The 16,942-nt window shown below is 73.7% G+C and carries 11 protein-coding genes and 1 pseudogene; 10 read left to right on the top strand and 2 right to left on the bottom strand.

Annotated features, from left to right (window positions below):
- Positions 1–3: 3 nt before the first annotated feature.
- The 5 genes from ABZZ04_RS36680 (at position 4) to ABZZ04_RS36660 (ending at position 9,234) form a co-directional block, all read left to right on the top strand.
- On the top strand, positions 4–4,575 hold the full coding sequence (locus ABZZ04_RS36680) for a beta-ketoacyl synthase N-terminal-like domain-containing protein (RefSeq protein WP_356936575.1): 4,572 nt from the start codon (positions 4–6) through the stop codon (positions 4,573–4,575).
- 79 nt (positions 4,576–4,654) lie between these two features.
- The gene (locus ABZZ04_RS36675) at positions 4,655–4,903 is read left to right on the top strand and encodes an acyl carrier protein (protein WP_356936579.1); all 249 of its coding nucleotides are present in this window, start codon (positions 4,655–4,657) and stop codon (positions 4,901–4,903) included.
- Positions 4,904–5,117: 214 nt separating this feature from the next.
- Positions 5,118–5,927, top strand: a complete 810-nt coding sequence (locus ABZZ04_RS36670) for an alpha/beta fold hydrolase (RefSeq protein WP_356936574.1) — start codon at positions 5,118–5,120, stop codon at positions 5,925–5,927.
- A complete protein-coding gene (locus ABZZ04_RS36665; RefSeq protein ID WP_356936573.1) occupies positions 5,924–7,102 on the top strand; it encodes a glycosyltransferase in 1,179 nt (392 codons plus the stop codon). Before ABZZ04_RS36670 ends, ABZZ04_RS36665 begins: the two co-directional genes overlap by 4 nt.
- Positions 7,103–7,353: 251 nt before the next feature.
- Positions 7,354–9,234: an ABC transporter ATP-binding protein gene (locus tag ABZZ04_RS36660; RefSeq protein ID WP_356936572.1), complete on the top strand. Its 1,881-nt coding sequence runs from the start codon at positions 7,354–7,356 to the stop codon at positions 9,232–9,234.
- Positions 9,235–9,423: 189 nt separating this feature from the next.
- On the opposite strand, the gene ABZZ04_RS36655 is transcribed toward ABZZ04_RS36660, so the two are convergent.
- Entirely contained in the window at positions 9,424–10,197 is a 774-nt protein-coding gene (locus tag ABZZ04_RS36655) for an SGNH/GDSL hydrolase family protein (RefSeq protein ID WP_356936571.1), read from the bottom strand.
- A gap of 364 nt (positions 10,198–10,561) precedes the next feature.
- Positions 10,562–11,515, bottom strand: coding sequence for an AraC family transcriptional regulator (locus ABZZ04_RS36650; RefSeq protein WP_356936570.1), 954 nt, complete (start codon positions 11,513–11,515; stop codon positions 10,562–10,564).
- 82 nt (positions 11,516–11,597) lie between these two features.
- On the opposite strand from ABZZ04_RS36650, the gene ABZZ04_RS36645 reads away from it, so the two are divergent.
- The 5 genes and pseudogenes from ABZZ04_RS36645 to ABZZ04_RS36625 form a co-directional block, all read left to right on the top strand.
- Entirely contained in the window at positions 11,598–12,563 is a 966-nt protein-coding gene (locus ABZZ04_RS36645) for an SDR family NAD(P)-dependent oxidoreductase (protein WP_356936569.1), read from the top strand.
- 311 nt (positions 12,564–12,874) lie between these two features.
- Positions 12,875–13,885 (top strand): aldo/keto reductase, encoded by a 1,011-nt coding sequence (locus ABZZ04_RS36640; protein ID WP_356936568.1) that lies wholly within the window; start codon positions 12,875–12,877, stop codon positions 13,883–13,885.
- Positions 13,886–13,943: 58 nt separating this feature from the next.
- Complete coding sequence (locus ABZZ04_RS36635) at positions 13,944–14,363, top strand: SRPBCC family protein (protein WP_356936567.1); 420 nt, start codon at positions 13,944–13,946, stop codon at positions 14,361–14,363.
- Positions 14,364–14,517: 154 nt separating this feature from the next.
- Positions 14,518–15,525 carry a low temperature requirement protein A gene (locus ABZZ04_RS36630; RefSeq protein ID WP_356936566.1) on the top strand — a complete coding sequence of 336 codons (1,008 nt, stop codon included), beginning with the start codon at positions 14,518–14,520 and terminating at the stop codon, positions 15,523–15,525.
- A gap of 154 nt (positions 15,526–15,679) precedes the next feature.
- A pseudogene (locus tag ABZZ04_RS36625) lies at positions 15,680–16,942 on the top strand (DUF4139 domain-containing protein); the annotation flags it as partial.

Below are 16,942 nucleotides of genomic sequence, written 5' to 3'. Positions count from 1 at the left end.
GGCGTGGACGCACGCACACCGGTCGCCATCGTCGGCATGGACGCCTTCTTCCCGGGCGCCACCGACCTGGAGGCCTACTGGCGCAACATCGTCGGCGGGGTGGACGCCATCACCCAGGTGCCGGACGACGGCTGGGACGCCGGTTTCTACGCGCCGGGCGTCACGGACGGGGACCGGCGCAGCGACCGGATCTACTGCCGGCGCGGCGGGTTCGTGGACCGGACGGCCGAGTTCGACGTGGCCCGGTTCGGGATCATGCCGTCCTCGGTGGCGGGCACCGAGCCGGACCAGCTGATCGCGCTGGAGGTGGCGCACCGTTCGCTCCAGGACGCGGGGGGCGCCGATGTGCTGCCGTCCGCGCGGGAGCGGGCCGGGATCGTGCTGGGCCGCGGCGGCTATCTGACGCCCGGCCTGGTCCGCCTGGACCAACGGGTGCGCACCGCGCACCAGTTGGTCCGGACGCTGGGCGAGCTCGCCCCGCAGCTCGGCGCCGACCAGCTGGAGCGGGTGCGGGCGGCGTTCACCGAGCAGCTCGGCCCCGAGCAGCCGGAGTCCGCGATCGGGCTCGTGCCGAACCTGGTGGCTTCCCGGGTCGCCAACCGGCTCGATCTGCGCGGCCCGGCGTACACGGTCGACGCGGCGTGCGCGTCCTCGCTGATCGCGGTCGACCACGCGGTGCGCGAACTGGCCTCCGGGCGCTGCGACCTGATGCTGGCGGGCGGGGTGCACCACTGCCACGACATCACGCTGTGGAGCGTCTTCAACCAGCTCGGCGCGCTCTCCCCCTCCGAGCGGATCCGTCCCTTCCACCAGGGCGCGGACGGGGTGCTGATCGGCGAGGGCACGGGAGTGGTCGTCCTGAAGCGGCTCGCCGACGCCGAGCGGGACGGGGACCGGATCTATGCCGTGGTCACCGGCACCGGGGTGGCCGGCGACGGCCGTTCGGCCAGTCTGCTCGCCCCGGACCCGGGCGGTCAGGTCCGGGCGGTGCGCCAGGCGTGGCAGGCCGCCGGGCTCGACCCCGGGGCCGCCGGTTCGATCGGCCTGCTGGAGGCGCACGGCACCGCGACCCCGGCCGGTGACAAGGCCGAACTCGCCACGCTCGCCGAGGTGTTCGGCCCTTCCGCGGAGGGCGACCGGGCGGTCATCGGCTCGGTGAAGTCGATGATCGGGCACACGATGCCCGCCGCCGGGATCGCCGGTCTGATCAAGGCGGCGCTGGCGGTGCACCACGGGGTGCTGCCTCCGACGCTGCACTGCGAGGAGCCGCATCCGGCACTCGCGGACACCCGGTTCGCCCCGTTGGCGAAGGCGCGCCCCTGGCAGGACCCGGCGGGCGGCGCGCCGCGCCGGGCGGGGGTGAACGCGTTCGGCTTCGGCGGCATCAACGCCCATGTGGTGCTGGAGCAGCCGGCTCCGGCCGCCCCCCGGGCGACGGGCCGGGTGACGGGCCGGGTGACGGTGAGCGAGCCGGAGCGGGTGCTGCGGCTGGCCGCCGGCACGGTCGACGAACTGGCCGGGCTGCTGGACGGCGACGACACCTCGGTCCTGGCCGCGGGCCGGGACGAACGGGCCCCGGGCGGCGGGCCGGTGCGGCTGGGCATCGTCGATCCGACCGCGCGCAGGCTGAAACTCGCCCGCCGGGCCGTGGCCAAGGGCGTGCCCTGGCGGGGCCGTACCGACGTGTGGTTCACTCCGCGTCCGGTGCTGGGGGCGGCCGGTGGCCGGACCGCGTTCGTCTTCCCCGGCCTGGAGGCCGAATTCACCCCGCGCGTCGATGAGTTGGCCGCTCGTTTCGGGCTTCCCCGGATCCTCGGCTCCGACGCGCGCGTCGGTGACGTGGGCCGGCACGGCACCGCCGTCTTCCAGCTGGGCCGGTTGCTGGACACCGCGCTGCGCCGGGTGGGCGTGGTCCCGGACGCCGTCGCCGGGCACAGCGTGGGCGAGTGGACGGCGATGGCCTGCGGCGGCATCCACGCGGCCGACGAGGTCGACGCGTTCCTCTCGGCCTTCGATCCGGACGCGCTGCGCGTGCCGGGCGTCGCCTTCGGGGTGCTGGGCATGTCCGCGCAGCGGGTGCTGAAGGAGCTCGGGGACCGCGAGGACGTCGTGCTCTCGCACGACAACGCGCCGCAGCAGTCGATGATCTGCGGCCCCGAGGAGGCGGTGGCCGAGCTCGTGCACCGCTTCCGCTCCCAGGGCGTCATCTGCCAGGTGCTGCCCTTCCGTTCCGGTTTCCACACCCCGCTGCTCGCGCCGTACCTGGGGCCGATCCGCGCGGCCGCCGAACGCTACTCGCTGCACCCGCAGACCACCCCGGTCTGGTCCGCGACGACGGCCGCGCCCTTCCCGGCCGATGCGGACGCGGTGCGCGAGCTGTTCGTACGCCATCTGCTGGAGCCCGTCCGCTTCCGGCAGACGGTGCTCGCGCTGCACGGGGCCGGGTTCCGGGCCTTCGTGCAGCTCGGTGCGGGCCAGCTCGGCTCGCTCATCGACGACACCCTGGCCGGGCAGGACCGGCTGGTCGTCTCCGCGCACTCCTCGTCGCACGACAGCCTGGCGCAGCTGCGCCGGGTGGTGACCGCGCTGTGGACGGAGGGTGCCGCCCCCGACGTCACCCCGCTGCTCGCTCCCGGCACCGCCGGGGCCGGTGCCGGTGCCCCGGTGGCGGCGCGCACCGGCCGTCCGGGGGTCCGGCTGGACCTCGGCGGGGCGCTGGTGTCGCTGCCCGCGCGGGAGCGCGGCCTGCTCGCCAGGACCTCCGCAGCCGGTGCCGGTGCCGCCGCGCCGGTTCCCGGTACGGCGGGCGACCCGCTGAGCGCCGAGCTGTCCGCGCTGCTCGACGACACGGCGTCGGTGGCCAGGGAGCTCATCGGCGCCCGCGCTCTCGCCCGCCGCGCCCCCGCGGCCCGGCCGGGTCGCGGGGTGCCGGTCCGGCGTCCCGCGGACCCCCCGCCGTCCGCCGGCGTCCCGGCACGTCCGGCTTCCCCGACGCCCCCGGCTCGTCCGGCTCCACAGGCGCCCCGGGCCGGGGCGGAACGGGTGCTGCGGGTGGACGTGGCCGAGATGCCCTATCTGCTGGACCACTGCTTCTTCCGGCAGCGTCCCGGCTGGCCCGACGAGGGGGACCGCTGGCCCGTGGTGCCCGCCACCACGGTCATCACCCACCTCATGGAGTTCGCCGAGCGGGCCCGCCCCGGGACTCGTGCGGTCGCCGTCCACGACGTGCGGCTGCTGAAGTGGATCGCCGCGATCCCGTCGGTGCGGGTCCCGGTGGAGGTGCGGGACGTGGCCCCGGACCGGGTGGAGGTCGCCCTGACCGGCTACTCCCGGGCGGTCGTCGAGCTGGCCCCGCGGTACGCCGCCGCCCCGGCGGTGTGGCCCACCGACCCGGCCGCGGAGCGGCGGCCCGAGCTGCGCGCGGAGCAGCTGTACACGGACCGGTGGATGTTCCACGGCCCCCGCTTCCAGGGGGTGAGCGAACTGACGGCCGAGGCCGACCACTACGTACGGGGGGTGCTGACCACTCCCGAGGCGCCCGGCGCGCTGCTGGACAACGTGGGTCAGCTGCTCGGCTACTGGATCATGTCGAAGCTCGACGAGCGCACCACCGTCTTCCCCGTGGCCATGGAACGGATCCGCTTCTTCGGTCCCCATCCCGCCCCCGGCACCCGGCTGACCTGCGCCATCCGCATCACCGATGTGACCACGTCGACGCTGACCGCCGACATGCAGCTCAGCCACGAGGGCCGGGTGTGGGCCGAGTTCACCGGCTGGCAGGACCGGCGCTTCGACAACGACGCGACGATGCGCGCGGTCGACCGCTTCCCCGGCCGCAACACCCTCTCCGAGCAGCGCCCCGGCGGGTGGCTGTCGGTCCACGAGCGCTGGCCCGACCTGGCCACCCGCGAGCTGGTGATGCGCAACGTGCTGGGCGGTGCGGAACGCGAGGTGTACGACGGGCTGAAGCCCATGGTCCGCCGCCGCTGGCTGCTCGGCCGGATCGCCGCCAAGGACGCGGTGCGCACCCTGTTGTGGCAGGAGGGCCGCGGCGACATCTATCCGGCGGAACTGGCCGTGCACAACGCCGAGTCCGGCCGGCCACTGGTCCGCGGGGTGTACGGGTGCGAGCCGGGCGAGGACCTGACGGTGTCGCTCGCGCACTGCCGGGACATCGGTGTGGCCGTCGCCCGCCGGGGCCCCTGCGGGATCGACGTCGAGGAGGTCGTCGACCGTCCGCGGGGCACCGTGACGGCCTCCTGCGATCCGGCGGAACTGGCCCTTCTCGACGGGCTGGTGGCGGCGGACGAGGAGGGCGAGGCGGTCTGGTTCACCCGGTTCTGGACGGCCAAGGAAGCGGTCTCCAAGCGGCTCGGGACCGGGCTGCGGGGCCGCCCCGCCGACTTCCGGGTGGTGTCCGCGACCTCCGAACGGCTGGAGGTCGCGGCCGAGGGCGTGACCTACGAGGTGAAGAGCACCGAGATGACCGGCGGTGCACGGGAGCCGGACGGGCGGCGGTACGTCGTCGCCTGGACGGCGGACGACAAGACGACAGGAATCCAGGATGAGCACTGAAGCAATCGGGCGGCCCGCCACGACGGCCGCCCTTCCGGGGGACGAACTGTGGGAGAGGACCCTCGCCGACATCGCGGGCATGCTCCGCGACCTGCTGGCCGAGGAGGGGCTGGACGACGTCGAGATCGACCGGGACACCACGTTCCACGACGACCTCGAACTGGAGAGCATCGACCTGGTCACGCTCGCCGGTTCGCTGCGCGAGCACTACGGCGAGAAGGTCAACGTGGCCCTGTTCGTCGCCGATCTGGAACTCGACGAGATCATCGCCCTGACGGTGGGTCAGCTCGTCGACTACGTGACGCAATCGCTGCGGTCCGCCCCATGAGCCGGGGCACTCCGTGAACCGGTCCGGTTCATGAGCCGGTCCGCTTCTTGAACCGGGGTACCTCATGAGCCGGGCCGGCCCATGGACCGGCCCGCTCCATGGGCCGGGGCGCCTCCCCCTCCGTGCGACCGCCCCGCCGAGCACCCGTTCGACCGTCCCCGCGGCAGGCACACCCCGGGTGCCCGCCACCACCCACGAAAGGGCCCGACCCCCCATGTCCAAGATCCGCACCGGCGAGATCACCACCCATGTGCAGCGGTTACCGGCCACGACCGCGCCCGCCCTCGGCGGTGAACCCCAGGTCGTCGTCTTCGTCCACGGGCTGCTGACCGACAGCCTCGCCAGTTACTACTTCACACTCGGCCCCGCCTTCGCCGCCGCCGGGCACGACGTCGTCATGTACGACCTGCGCGGCCACGGGCGCAGCGACCGGCCGCGCACCGGCTACCGGCTGGAGGCGTTCGTCGACGACCTGGCGGCGCTGCTGGACGGCCTGGAGATCACCGGCCGGGTGCATCTGGTCGGCAACTCCTTCGGCGGGACGATCGCCGCCGGCTTCGCCGCCTGGTACCCGGACCGGGTGGCCACGATCACCATGATCGAGTCCGAGCCGCCGGTCGCCCTGTGGAACGAGCACATGGAGGCGGGGCTCGCGGACGCCAAGACGCACCTGGTGCTGGAGGAGTCCATCGACTGGATCGCCGCCAACCACGGCGCGCACACCGCCCGGCTGTCGCGCAACGCCGGCCGGATCCTGCGGACGACGACGCTCGCCGAGGACGTGCCGCTGAGCCGGACCATCGACGACGACCTGTCCGCGCTGACCTGCCCGCTGCTCGCCGTCTTCGGCGACGAGTCGGGGCTCAGCGCCCAGGCGCCGGACCTGGAGAAGCGGGTGGCCGGCTGCCGCACGGTGATCCTGCCGGAGCAGGGCCACTCGGTCCTGGTGGAACAGCCCGCCGTCACCCGCGACCTCATCCTGGAGTGGGTCGCCGAGCACACCCCCGCGGGAGCGTTGCGGTGACGCGTTTCCTGCTGGTCGTACCGCCGCTGGTCGGTCACACCAATCCGCTGGTCGGGGTGGCCGACGAGCTGGCCGGGCGCGGGCACGAGGTCGCCTGGTGCGGGAACGCCGAGCAGCTCGGACGGCTCGTGGGCGGGGGCGCGCGGATCTACGACTGCCCCATGCCGCAGGACGAGCACACGGTCCGGCCCCCGGGGCTGACCGGCCCGGCCGCGTTCCGGTTCCTGTGGGAGAACTTCTTCATTCCCCTGGCCGACGCCATGGCTCCCGGTGTCGACGCCGCCGTCGAGGACTTCCGGCCCGACCTGATCCTCACCGACCAGCACACCCTGGCCGGCTCGCTCACCGCGGAGCGGCGGGGCGTCGTGCACGTCACCTCGGCCAGCACCTCGGCCGAACTCGTCGACCCGCTCGCCGCGTTCCCGAAGATCGGTGCGTGGCTGCAGGAGCTGATGGACGGGCTGCGCCACCGCATCGGGGATCCCCGGGCCGAGGGCGACCCTCGGTTCTCCCCGTACGGGGTGGTGGCCTTCACCGGGCGCGAGCTGATCGGTGACGCGCCGCTGCCGCACGACCGGGTCCGGCTGGTCGGCCCGGTCATCGCGCCCCGCCCCGGAGACGGCGACTTCCCCTGGGAGGCGCTGGACGGGGACCGCGAACTGGTGCTGGTCTCGCTGGGCACCGCCAACACCGACGCCGGGGGCCGTTTCCTGAAGGAAGCGGTCACCGCCCTCGACTCGCTCCGCGACCGGGTCCAGGGCGTGGTCGTCGATCCCGGGGGCCTGCTGGAGGACGTCCCGGACGGCATCCTCGTACGGGAATACGTGCCGCAGCTCGACCTGCTGGCGCGGGCGTCCGCGGTGGTGTCGCACGGCGGGCACAACACCGTCTGCGAGTCGCTGTGGCACGGGCTGCCGCTGGTCCTGGCACCGATCCGGGACGATCAGCCGATCGTCGCCGAGCAGGTCGTCACGGCGGGCGCCGGCATCCGGGTCCGTTTCGGGCGGGCCGACGCGGCCCGGCTGCGAACGGCGCTGGAGACCGTGCTGGACGACACCGGGGGGCACCGCACCGCGGCCCGTGCCATCGGCCGCTCCCTGCGGTCGGCCGGCGGCCGGCGGGCCGCGGCCGACCTCGTGGAACACGTCGCGGCCGGCACGCCCGTACCCGGTTAGGACCTCTCGCCGGGCCGGGCCGGTTCGGACCGGGAAGCGCCGTCCGGTGCGTACGGCCGCGGGGCGGCGGGCCGTACCGGACGCGGTCGCACGGTCCGGCCCGGTCCGCAGCCGGTACGCGCCGCGCGGAACGACACCGGACCCGTCCCGCACGCCCCAAGCACACCCGCACCGCCCCGAGCACGCACGAACCGCACGGAGCACCACCGGGCCGACGGCCCGCCCCGCTCTCCTTCCTCGATGGGTTCCCCATGACACACCCCGTACGGGACGAGGCTCCCGCCACCGCCCCGGCACCGCCCGGCACGGATCCCGCGACGTCGCCGCTGCGGATCCTGCTGCGCTACGCCCGTCCGCACCGCGCGGTGCTCGGCGCCACCCTGCTGATGGTGCTCGCCGCCAGCGCCTCGGGGCTCGTCCAGCCCCTGGTCGCCCAGCACGTCCTGGACGGGCTGGGCGAGAAGCGCGGCGTGCTGGGCCCGGTGGTACTGCTCGCCGCGCTGGTCGTACTCGGTGCCGCGCTCACCGGGCTCCAGTCCTGGTGGCAGCAGCGCACCTCCGAACGCGTGGTCCGGCAGATCCGCACCGAACTGGTGCACCGTCTGATCCGGTTGCGGGTGCCCGAGTTGGAGCACCGCTCGCCGGGCGACCTGATAGCGCGCGTCACCTCCGACAGCGTCCTGGTGCAGAACGCCGCCACCGAGGGCATGGTGATGGTTGCCAACGGCGTCCTGAGCATCCTCGGCGCCGTCGTCCTGATGGGTGTGGTGCATCCGGGCCTGCTGGGGGTGACCGCCGCCGTCATGGTGGCCGTGGCCGTGGTGATGGGGCTGATCCTGCCGCACATCCGGAAGGCGGTGGCGCGGGCGCAGGAGTCGGTCGGGGCGATCGGGGCGACCCTCGACCGCACGCTGGGCGCGTACCGCACCGTCAAGGCCAACGGCGCCGAGGGCCGTGAGACCCTGCGCGCCGAGGCCGCCGTCGAGGAGGCCTACCGCGCCGGGCTGACCGGGGCCCGCTACGTGGCCTGGGTGAAGCTGCTGTCCGGGGTGTCCATCCAGGCGGCGTTCCTCGCCGTGCTCGGCGTCGGGGGCGCCCTGGTGGCCTCCGGCAGCCTCACGGTCTCCGCCCTGATCGCCTTCCTGCTGTACGTGTTCTACCTGGCCAGTCCGATCGGCTCGCTGGTCGCGGGGCTCAGCACGCTCCAGCAGGGGCTGGGCGCGATCGGCCGCATCGAGCAGGTGCGCCACATGCCCGCCGAGGACGACGTCGACGTGCCGCCCGCCGACACGCCGGCGGAGGGCGGCGCTCCCCCGGTCGAGTTCGACGACGTCCGGTTCTCCTACCCGGGCCGCGGACCCGCGCTGCGGGGCATCTCCTGCACGGTGCCCGGCGGCACCCGAACCGCGCTGGTGGGCCTGTCGGGAGCGGGCAAGACCACCCTGTTCGCGCTGCTCCAGCGCTTCCACGAACTCGATTCCGGCGCCATCCGGATCGACGGCGTGGACATCTCGACGCTGCCGCGCGCCGAGGTGCGCCGCCGCATCGCGTACGTGGAGCAGGAGTCGCCCGTGATGGCCGGCACCGTCGAGGACAACCTGCGGTACGCGGCGCAGGACGTGACCGCCGAGGACATCGCCGAGGTGCTGCGGCTGACCCGGCTCGACTCGCTGATCGCCCGGCTGCCCGAGGGGCTGCGCACCGAGGTCGGCAACCGCGGCGTCACGCTGTCCGGCGGGGAGCGCCAGCGCCTGGCCATCGCGCGCGCCCTGCTGCGCCGCCCGGAGGTGCTGCTGCTCGACGAGGCCACGGCGCAGCTCGACGCGAACAACGAGCGCGCCCTGCGGGACGCCGTCGACCAGGCCGCGCGGCGCTGCACGGTGATCCTGATCGCGCACCGGCTCTCCACGGTCACCGAGGCGGACCAGATCGTGGTGCTCGAACACGGGCTGGTGCGGGCCTGCGGCAGCCACACCGGGCTGGTCGCCTCCGACGGCCTGTACCGCGAGCTGGCGGCCGGTCAGATGCTGGTGCCGGAGGTGGAGGACCCCTCGTCCCTCGCGGACACGAACGCCGTCGGCCCCGGCGGGCACTCGCCCGCCAAGGCGGAACGGAGCGGCCCCACCGGCTGAAAATCATTTCCTGGGTGCCGTTCCGAACGTTCCCCGGACCGGAACGAGGGCGCCCGGCCTTCCGGCCGAGCGCCCTCGTCCTCGCGTTTCCCCGACGGAGCGGTCAGGAATTCCTTTCCATTTTTCGTGGGTGCGGAATTCCCCATGCCCTTTTCAGGTCCCCGTCCGGGGAAATCACGGCCGGCCGGTTCAGCCGGTAATGCGGTTGAGCTGGGCGAGATATCCGTCGCGGTGACCGGCCGCATTCGGGTGGTAGGACTCGTTGAGCTTGCTCCACTCCAGGCTCGTGACCCATTCCGAGCCGCCCGAGCAGAGGGTGTGGGGGTCGAACGCGGGCCGCGGGTCGAGGTAGGTGAGTCCGGCGGCGGAGGCCGCCGCCGACTGCACCCCGGCCAGGGTGTCGGCCGCCGAGTTGAGCGCCGTGCGCTCCTTGTCGCTCAGCCCGAGGATGCCGCAGTTGCCGCCGATGGTGTAGAGGCGCGGGTAGCCCACGGCGACGACCCGGGCCTGGGGGGCGCGGGCCCGGATCGTGGAGTAGACCTGCTGGAGCCGGCCCGGAAGGTACCCGGTCGCGGCGGCCTTGGCGGCCTCGACGCCCTTGATGCAGTCGTTGTCGTCGATGGTGAGGATGCAGTTCTTCAGCACCTCGACGAAGCCGACGTCGTTGCCGCCGATCTGGACGGTCACCAGGGTGGTGTCCGCCGTCACCCGGGGCACCTGGTTGGCCAGCAGCTCCGTGGTGGTGTCACCGGAGCAGGCCGCCTCGACGAAGGAGTAGCCCGGGTGCTGGGCCGCCCACAGCCGGGTGTACGACAGCGGCCCCCTGCGGCACGCGTCGTCGGGGTTGTCGTACGTCCGCGTGCCGACGCCCACGGTGTAGGAGTCGCCGAGCGCCACGTACTTGCCGCCCGCGGCATGTGCCGGGGTGGCTAATGTCAGGCCGAGCAATAAGGCCGAAGCCATACCGAGAAAGATCTTCAAGCTTCTCATGGAGCCCTCTCCGGTGAACGAAATTACCGACCCCAATGAAATACCATTGATGAATGCGGCGGAACACCCGCTGCTCGAAAAAATTCGAAACTCCCGATGACGTCCGCCCAAAAAGTGCCGACCATCGGAAGAAACAGATGAAAGCGGACCAAGTGGGGCCAGGAGATACGGAGACGACCGCCGCCCAGAAATGCGCAACAAAGGCAAAAACGGTGCGGGGAACACCGCACCGGGAGATACCGCGTACGGGAAAGTCCGTCGTGGGGACGGCCCCCGGTACGGGGCGGGGCTTCCGGTACGGGGCGAGCCCCGGTCGGCGGGCGTTGGGTGGGTGGCGTCATCCGGACCGGGCGGTGTGCGCCGCCCGGTCCGGGACCGTCCCGGCGACGGGTCGTCGGCGGTAGTCGCCGGGCGGTACGCCCAGGACGCGCTTGAAGGCGACGCTGAGCGCACTCTCGGAGCCGTAGCCGACGGAGTGGGCGATGGCGGCGAGCGTGGCGTCGTTCTTCCGCAGCCGCTGGGCGGCGAGTTCGATGCGCCAGCGGGTGAGGTACTCCAGGGGCCCCTGCCCGACGGCGGCCTTGAAACGCGCGGCGAGGGTGGAGCGGGAGACGGCGCAGGTGCGGGCCAGTTCGGCGACCGTCCAGGCGCGGGCCGGGTCCTGGTGCAGGGCGGTCAGCGCGGTGGCGACCAGGGGGTCGGCGAGGCCGGCCGGCCAGCCCCGGACGGCGTGCGGCGCGCGTGCGAGGTGCAGGCGCAGGGCGTGGGTGAGCATGACGACCGCGAGGTGTTCCGCCACGAGGGTGAAGGCCATCGGCCGGTCCGCGAGCTCCTGCTCGATGGCGGCGAGCGCCCAGCCCGCCGTCTCCGCGTGCGGGGTGCCGGCCGGGATGTGGATCACCGGGGGCAGCCGGTCCAGGAGCAGTTCGCGGGCGCGGTCCCCGAAGGAGAAGGAGCCTCCGACCAGAAGGGTGTCGTCGCCCCGCCCGGCCCGGGCGACGCCGTTCCCGGCCCGGGCGAAGAGGGGTGCGGCGGGGACGGGCAGGGTCTCGGGGTCGCCGCGGAGGGTGAACCGGTGCGGGCCGGTGAGGAGGTAGCAGTCGCCCTCCGCCAGATCGAGCGGCTCGTCGAGCCCGTCGACCTCCAGACGGCAGGAGCCGCGCCGCACCGCGTTGAACTTCACCCCTCGGGGGGCGTCGAACCGTACCGCCCACTGCCCGCCGGCCACCAGGGCGGCGGACAGCCGGGCCCGCACCTCCAGCAGGGTCAGCACGTCTTCGAGCGGATCCACCGCCACCTCTTTGGACGATCACTAAAAGAACCAGGACTGGGAACCATAGTCCGTCCGGTCGGGGCGTCCTAGCGTGGCAATCATGACGAACGCACTCCTGACCACTCCCTTCACCGCCCGCACCGCCGCCGAGGAGGTGATCGACGGCGTCGACCTCACCGGACGGCGTGCCGTGGTCACCGGCGGGGCCTCGGGGATCGGCGCCGAGACCGTGCGGGCGCCGGCCCGGGCCGGCGCGGAGGTCACGATCGCCACGCGCCGCCCGGAGTCCGCCGGCCCCCTGGTCCACGAGCTGACCGCCGCCCGGGGCGCGGGCACCGTGCGGGCGGCGGCGCTCGACCTGTCCGATCCGGCCTCGGTCGACTCCTTCGTACGGACCTGGAACGGGCCGCTGGACGTGCTCGTGGCGAACGCCGGGATCATGGCCCTCCCCGAGCGCGTCCTCACCCCGGGCGGCTGGGAGATGCAGCTGGCCACCAACCACCTCGGCCACTTCGCCCTCGCGACCGGGCTGCACCCCGCCCTGCGGGCCCCGGGGACGGCCCGGGTGGTGGTCGTGAGTTCCGGCGCCCACCGGAGCGCGCCCTTCGACTTCGACGATCCGCATTTCGAGCGGCGGCCGTACGCCCCCTGGACGGCCTACGGGCGGTCCAAGTCGGCCGGCGTGCTCTTCGCGGTCGGCGCCCGGCGCTGGGCGGACGACGGGATCACGGTCAACGCCGTGAACCCCGGCTTCATCCTCACCCGCCTCCAGCGGCACCTGGACGACGAGACGATGCGCGCGTTCGGGGTGATGGACGGCGAGGGGAACCTGACGCCGCCGCCGTTCTACAAGACCCCGCTCCAGGGGGCCGCCACATCCGTCCTGCCGGCCGCCTCGCCCCTGTCGGCCGGCGTCACGGGCCGCTACTTCGAGGACGGCCAGGAGGCACGGGTCGTCCGGGGCGACGAGGAACGGCCCGGGGGCGTGGCTGCCCACGCCCTGGACCCGGAGGCGGCCGACCGCCTCTGGGAGTACAGCTCGACCGCCCTCCGCACCACGGCCTGAACGACGCACCGAAAGCGCGCGCCGAAAAGTACGGCAAAGGGGCGCGGGACAAGGGCCGAGAGATACGGGACGGGGGCGCGGGACAAGAGGTGAGGGGCACGGGGCGAGGGGGCGCGGGGCAGGCATGGAGCAGACGCCGAATATCACCCCTTGCATTAGCCCGCGTGTGCAAGTATTGTCTCTGCATGTAAGGCGCGCTTGCATCTGACGCGGGCCCGCACAACCGGTGGACCGCCCTCCCCCACGGCACCCCGGCTCCCCGGAGCCGGAGCCCGCCGGGCATCCACCCCACCCCCGCAAAGGCACTTCCCATGTCGCTCAAGAACATCCTTCCCGGCCGTCTCGGCTTCGGCACGGCCCCGCTCGGCAACATGTTCCGCGCCATCCCCGACGACGAGGCCCGCGCCACCGTCGAGGCCGCCTGGGACCACGGCATCCGCTACTACGACACCGCCCCCTTCTACGGCGCCGGCCTGGCCGAGACCCGTCTCGGCGAGGTCCTGTCCACCAAGTCGCGCGACTCCTACGTCCTGTCCACCAAGGTCGGCCGCGTCATCCTCGACGAGCACGAGACGGACGTCCCCGACTTCGGTGAGAAGGGCGGCCTGTTCGAGCACGGAAACCCGAACAGGATCGTCCACGAGTGGACCGCCGAGGCCACCGAACGCTCCATCGAGGACAGCCTCAAGCGTCTGGGCACCGACCGGCTCGACGTCGTCTGGGTCCACGACATCGCCCAGGACTTCCACGGCGACGCGTGGCTGCAGAAGTTCGAGGAGGCCCGCACCGGCGCCTTCCGCGTCCTGTCCCGGCTGCGCGACGAGGGCGTCATCAAGGCGTGGGGCCTCGGCGTCAACAAGACCGAGCCCATCGAGCTGACCCTCGCCCTCGACGAGCCGCGGCCCGACGGCTTCCTCCTCGCGGGCCGCTACACCCTCCTCGACCACGAGCACGCCCTCCAGCGCCTGCTGCCCATGGCCCAGGAGCAGGGCGTCGACATGGTCGTCGGCGGCCCCTACAGCTCCGGCATCCTTGCCGGCGGCACCCACTTCGAGTACCAGCAGGCCCCGGCCGAGATCGTCGAGCGCGTCGGCAAGCTGAAGGCCCTGGCCGAGCGGCACGGCGTGAGCATCAAGGCCGCCGCCCTGCAGTTCTCCCTCGCCCACCCGGCCACCGCCGCCGTCATCCCCGGCGCCACCCGGCCCGGCCGCATCGCCGAGGACACCGCCGCCCTCGCCGAGACCGTCCCCGCCGCGTTCTGGACCGAGCTCCGTGCCGCCGGCCTGGTCAGCCCGGCCGCCCCGCTCCCGAACAACGCCTGACCCCCACGACTCCCCTCCCCCACACCCCCCACGGACTCCACCCCCAGGAGAGAAGATCATGGCCTCCACCTCCGTCTCCCGCGTCGTCCCCGCCTCCCCCCAGCAGGTCTGGAACCTCATCGGCGGCTTCGACTCCCTCCCCGACTGGCTCCCCTACATCCCCGAGAGCACCGCTCTCGAAGGCGGCCGGGTCCGGCGCCTGACCAACCCGGACGGCGACGTCATCATCGAGCGCCTGGTCGCCTTCGACGAGGCGGAGCGCCACTACAGCTACGCCATCCTCCAGGCGCCGTTCCCGGTCAACGGCTACATCTCCACCCTCCGCGTCCACACGGTCCCCGGCCGCGACGACGTCGCCGAGGTCCAGTGGTCGGGCCGCTTCAACCCCGACAACGCCACCGAGGCGGAGGTCGTCGAGCTGTTCACCGGGATCTACCGCGACGGCCTGGCCGCCCTCCATCAGGCCCTGGCCTCCTGACCCGTCACCGGCCCCGGCCTCCCGGCCCGCCGCGGCCCAAAAGCCGCACCGAACCGCACGGCCCGGACACGCTCCACGCGTGCCCGGGCCGCAGTGCACCCGGCCGGCCGGTCCGGGGGAAGCGCACCCCGGCCGACGAACCCGCCCTCCCTAGTTGGCGAACCCGCCCTTCGGCTCGATGATCTCCAGGTTCGACGCCACCTTCCTCGACGTCGAGCTCCCCCGGACCCGGCGGCTGGTCCTGGCGGTGATGGGACTGGGGCTCTTCATGAACGCCCAGATCCCGCACGCCTTCGCGGACCGCCCCTGGGCCTTCGTGGTCCCCCTGGTGTCCATCCTGCTCCTGACCGACGTCGTGGCCGCGGTGAGCGCCCCGACGCCGGTCCTGCGCCATCACTACCGGCGCGTGACGGCGTGGGCCGTCGTCTCGGTCCCGCTGTGGCTGACCGGGGCGGCCATGGACCACGGGCCGCGGCTGGCCTGGTGGGCGGCGGCCGCGGCCGTCGACATGGCCGGCGTCTGGCTGGCCCACCCCCTGCCCCGCGACGTCCTGTCCTCGCGGGACCTCGTCTTCGACGCCGAGCACATGGTGGAGCGGATCCGCCTGTTCATCATCATCCAGCTCGGCGAGACGGTCCTGACCATCGGTGCGGCGATCTCCGCGGCCCCGGTCGACGTGGCGACGGTGACGGTCGGCCTCGGCGTGTTCGTGGCACTGGTGTGCCTGTGCGCCAGCTACTTCAGAGGGGGCGAGGACATCCTCGCCCGGCACGTCGCCACGACGGCCGACTCGCTGCTCCCCGTCCGGCACGCCGTCAGCGGCCAGTACCCCACCCTGGCCGGGCTGGTCGCCCTCGCCGTGGGGGCCGAACTCGCCATCGGTCACCCCACCGGGCCCGGCAGCGCCGCGCTCGGCCTCCTCCTCTTCGGCGGCCCGATCCTCTACGTGATCACCCAGGCGTGGTGGTACTACACCTCCACCCGGCAGGCCTGGGGCGCCCGCCTCCTCGCCTGCCTGGCCTGTGCGGCCGCCGGCGTCGCGGCCTTCCGGCTCCCGCCGCTGGTCTCCGTACTGGTTCTGGACACCGTCCTTCTCGTGCTCGTCGCCACGCTGAAGCGGGTGCACCACCGGGTGCTCACCACGATGACCACCGGGACCTGAACCGGCGTCACCGTTACCGCCCACCCCGTCCGTCCTGCCCGCCCCATCAGCCCTGTCCTGTCCGCCGGTCCGCTCCTCCCCGGCTCGCCCCGGACGCGCGGACCGGCCGGGCGTAAGCTGCGTTCAGCATGGACACGGCGGGGGGACGGAGCACATGGCGACTGAGTCGGCACAGCGGTGGGAATCGACCCTCGATTCGGTCGTGGTGTACGCGCAGGGCGCGGTCTGCCGGCGCCTGGCCCGGGGCGACGTACCGTCCGACGGCCGGGTGCGGGTGACGGGGCTGCCCCGCTCACTGGACCCGGGTTCGCTGCGGGCCCGGGTCCTGGGCACCCCCGGGATACGCGTCACCGGGGCCCGAGTGGAGGTCGAGGCCGAACCACCGTCCGCGGACGCGCCGGACGGCCTGCGGCACGAGGTCGAGCGGCTGAGCGACGAGTGCGCGGCGGCGCGGGGCCGCCGGGACCGGCAGCTGGGCCTGATCGCGGAGGTCGGTGCCCTCCGCCCGGTCCCGCCCGCCCGCAAGCGCGAGGACCCGCACCGCCGCACCCCGGTCGACGCGTGGCTGGAGCTCGCCGACTTCGTCGACGAACGGCTGACGCGACTGCACCGGCGCCTCGTCGAGCTGGAGGATGCGCTGCGCGACGTCGAGCACGAACTCGACGTCGCCGCCGACCGGCTCGCCCGCGCCTCCACCGACGCGCCGTCCACACACGTGGAGACCACGGTCTGCGCGGTACTGGCCCTCGACGGCGCCGGTGACGCGGGGACGGAACTGGAGCTGGAACTGGAATACGGGGTGCCGGGCGCGGTCTGGGTGCCGGCCTACCGGCTCACCCACCGTCAGGGCGACGGCAGCGGCCGTCTGGTGCTGCGTGCCTCGGTCGCCCAGCGGACCGGCGAGGACTGGACCGGTGTGCGCGTCGCCCTGGCCACCGCCGACCTCCGGCGCCGCACCGACCTGCCGGAACTCCGCTCGATCCGGGTCGGGCGCAGTCAGCCCGCCCCCGCGCCCTCCGGCTGGCGCGAGCCCCCGGCCGGTCTCACCGGACTGTTCTCCGGATACGACGCGGCAGGCCCCGCACCGGTCCCGGCCGCCGTACCCGCTGCCCTGGCCGCGGGGGCCGGTTCCGCGCCCGATCCCGTTCCGGCTCCCCCGCCGCCTCCCCCGGCGCCCGCGCCGCAGGGTTACGGCGGTCCGCCCCCTCCGGCGCCCAGTGGCGGGTACGGGGCTCCCCCGGAGACCTTCGGCGGGGGGGGGGGGCCGCCCCCCCGGGGGCCCCCCCCCCCCCCCCCACCAACAACACCCCCAACCCAACCCTGTTAATCTACCCCCACAAAAACATTCCCATAAAGAAAAACCGGAACAAGGGCCCCCCCCGCCCACCCCCGAGGCCCCCCGCCCACACCAGCCCCC

Origin of the sequence: Streptomyces sp. NPDC006435, assembly GCF_040612315.1 — a bacterium.
GTDB lineage: Bacteria > Actinomycetota > Actinomycetes > Streptomycetales > Streptomycetaceae > Streptomyces.
This window is presented reverse-complemented; position numbering and strand designations above follow the sequence as displayed.

Coding starts and splice junctions, on each gene's coding strand:
- ABZZ04_RS36675 (WP_356936579.1), top strand. CDS start 4,655: ATGCTCCGCGACCTGCTGGCCGAGGAGGGGCTGGACGACGTCGAGATC.
- ABZZ04_RS36670 (WP_356936574.1), top strand. CDS start 5,118: ATGTCCAAGATCCGCACCGGCGAGATCACCACCCATGTGCAGCGGTTA.
- ABZZ04_RS36660 (WP_356936572.1), top strand. CDS start 7,354: ATGACACACCCCGTACGGGACGAGGCTCCCGCCACCGCCCCGGCACCG.
- ABZZ04_RS36655 (WP_356936571.1), bottom strand. CDS start 10,197: ATGGCTTCGGCCTTATTGCTCGGCCTGACATTAGCCACCCCGGCACAT.
- ABZZ04_RS36645 (WP_356936569.1), top strand. CDS start 11,598: ATGACGAACGCACTCCTGACCACTCCCTTCACCGCCCGCACCGCCGCC.
- ABZZ04_RS36640 (WP_356936568.1), top strand. CDS start 12,875: ATGTCGCTCAAGAACATCCTTCCCGGCCGTCTCGGCTTCGGCACGGCC.
- ABZZ04_RS36635 (WP_356936567.1), top strand. CDS start 13,944: ATGGCCTCCACCTCCGTCTCCCGCGTCGTCCCCGCCTCCCCCCAGCAG.